Origin of the sequence: Myxococcus sp. CA051A (assembly GCF_013336705.1) — a bacterium.
Classification (GTDB): Bacteria; Myxococcota; Myxococcia; order Myxococcales; family Myxococcaceae; genus Myxococcus; species Myxococcus llanfairpwllgwyngyllgogerychwyrndrobwllllantysiliogogogochensis.
In genome coordinates, this window is the sequence record NZ_JABUMS010000096.1 from 1 (window position 1) to 384 (window position 384).

Sequence of the window (384 nt, forward strand, 5' to 3'; positions counted from 1 at the left end):
CGTCAATCGGGTACCCCTCCACGCGGTTGCCCGCCACGTCCGTGGGCTTCACGCTCAACCCCCGCGTGAATTCCGCGCTCGAGATGAACACCACGCCCCTGCGCGGGTTCGCCGGGTCGTCCCGGAAGTCCAGCGTCGCCGAGGGCCGCAGCGAGTGCAGCGCGAAGTCTCCGAACGGGTAGCGCAGCCGCTCCTGGTCCGCGCGGTTGAGCAGCTCCAGCACGCCCGCGCGCGAGCGCAGCCGGTTGTTCTCCACCTCGTACGACAGCGACACGTTCAGCCAAGGCGCCGCTGCCCAGTCCAGCGCCGCCGCCGCGGCGAAACGCGTGGACACGTACGACGGCCGGTGCACGCGCTCGCCAATCAGGTCCAGCCGCGCGCCCA

General features: G+C 71.6%; 1 pseudogene. It reads right to left on the reverse strand.

What is annotated here, in order from left to right:
* Positions 1-384, reverse strand: a pseudogene (locus tag HUA74_RS45075) (polymerase); the annotation flags it as partial.